The following is a 1,738-nucleotide window of genomic DNA, read 5'->3' on the forward strand; positions in this document are numbered from 1 at the left end:
CTTGACGGGGGGCGGCGTCAACGTTTTTTTGCGACCCTTGGGACGATCCGGCTGGGTAACGACAGCCGCGATGTCGTAACCGCCGTCTACAAGCAAACGCAGAGAAGGGACGGCGAAGTCCGGCGTCCCCATAAATACAATACGCATCAATTATTCGCCGCCTTTTCTCGGTCTGTCGGAAATATCATAGACGCTCTCGGCGAGATCCGTAAACAGTACGCCGTTCAGGTGGTCGATCTCATGCTGGAACGCGCGCGCGAAGTAACCGGAAGCATTGACCGTGATGGACTCCCCGTCGCTGTTTTGTCCTTGTACGACAATCGATTCGGCGCGGCGGACTTCTCCGTTCAGGTTCGGAATGCTGAGGCAGCCCTCGGGACCAAGCTGCTCCCCCTCCTGCTCGACGATAACGGGATTAACCATCTCGACAAGTCCGTTCTCGTCTCCCACATCCACGACGATGACCCGTTTGGAGATGCCGATCTGCGGCGCAGCAAGACCGACGCCTTCGGCGTCGTACATCGTCTCGGCCATGTCCTTGAGCAGTTTCTTTAGGTTTGGATTGAACTTCGTCACTTCCTTCGCGACCTCGCGCAATACCGGGTCCGGGTCCTTTACGATTAATCTGATGCCCATTTCATATCATCCTTTTCTAATCCTATAGTCTCTTTCATTGCCTAAAAGCTTATATAATGACTTGCGGATCTACATCGACGCTGAACAGGACTCTCCGCTGCGGCGGCGCCTCCTCGAAAGAAGCTAGCGCTCTTCGTATAAGGGCGGAGACGTCGATGCTTCCCCGATATTTTACCACACATTGAAAACGGTAGCGATCTTTCATTCTCGGAATGGAAGAGGCGACCGGACCCAGCACCTCAAGCGCTCTGGGCAAACCCGACGCGAGCGGCACGAGCAGCCCCTCATGCTCGGCAAGACCACGCAATTCGGCCGCGAAAGCTTCGCTGGTCGATGAGAGCAGCGCGAGCTGCTCGTGCGACATTGTAACCAGCACGAGCCGGCAATACGGCGGGTAAGCCATGACCGCCCGGTGGCGGAGTTCCTCCCGCAGGAAGGCGTCATAGTCATGCTTCTGCGCCGTTGTGATGGCATAATGCTCAGGCGCGTAGCTCTGGACGATGACCTCGCCCTTCAGCTCATGCCGCCCGGCCCGGCCCGCCACCTGCGTCAACAGTTGGAACGTGCGTTCCGCGGCGCGGAAATCGGGCAGATGCAGCGAAGTGTCGGCCGCGATAACGCCTACTAACGTTACGTACGGGAAATCCAGCCCTTTGGCCACCATCTGCGTCCCAAGCAGCACATCCGCCTTGCGTTCGCCGAACTGGCCCAGCAACTTTTCGTGTGCGTGCTTCTCCGATGTCGTATCCACGTCCATCCTGATGACCCTGATGCCGGGAAACAGCTTGGCCAGCTCTTCCTCCACGCGCTGTGTCCCCGTGCCGAAATAACGGATATGCTCGCTCTCGCAGGAAGGGCATTTCGATGGCGCTCCCTCTGCGTGACCGCAATAATGGCAGCGCAATACCCTCGACTTTTGATGATACGTTAGAGAGATGTCGCAATGCGGACAGGTCGAAGTAAAGCCGCAGGAGCGGCACATCACGAACGTCGAATAACCTCTCCGGTTAAGCAGCAGCACCGACTGCTCTCCCCGCTCCAGCCGCTCGAGCAGCGCCGCGTGGAGCGGCCGGCTGAACATCGACCGATTGCCATCCCTGAG

General features: G+C 58.0%; 2 protein-coding genes and 1 pseudogene. All 3 read right to left on the bottom strand.

Annotated features, from left to right (window positions below):
* Positions 1–150: pseudogene (locus PAT3040_RS38385) on the bottom strand (methionyl-tRNA formyltransferase); the annotation flags it as partial.
* Entirely contained in the window at positions 151–636 is a 486-nt protein-coding gene (gene def / locus PAT3040_RS04080) for a peptide deformylase (RefSeq protein WP_108991632.1), read from the bottom strand.
* A 49-nt stretch (positions 637–685) separates the two neighbouring features.
* The coding region (gene priA / locus PAT3040_RS04085; protein ID WP_108991633.1) for a replication restart helicase PriA at positions 686–1,738 on the bottom strand (1,053 nt) is incomplete at its 5' end.

Origin of the sequence: Paenibacillus agaridevorans (assembly GCF_003112455.1) — a bacterium.
Taxonomy (GTDB): domain Bacteria; phylum Bacillota; class Bacilli; order Paenibacillales; family Paenibacillaceae; genus Pristimantibacillus; species Pristimantibacillus agaridevorans.

Bases quoted from the DNA above. Each gene is read 5' to 3' on its own strand.
- def (WP_108991632.1), bottom strand. From the start codon at position 636: ATGGGCATCAGATTAATCGTAAAGGACCCGGACCCGGTATTGCGCGAG.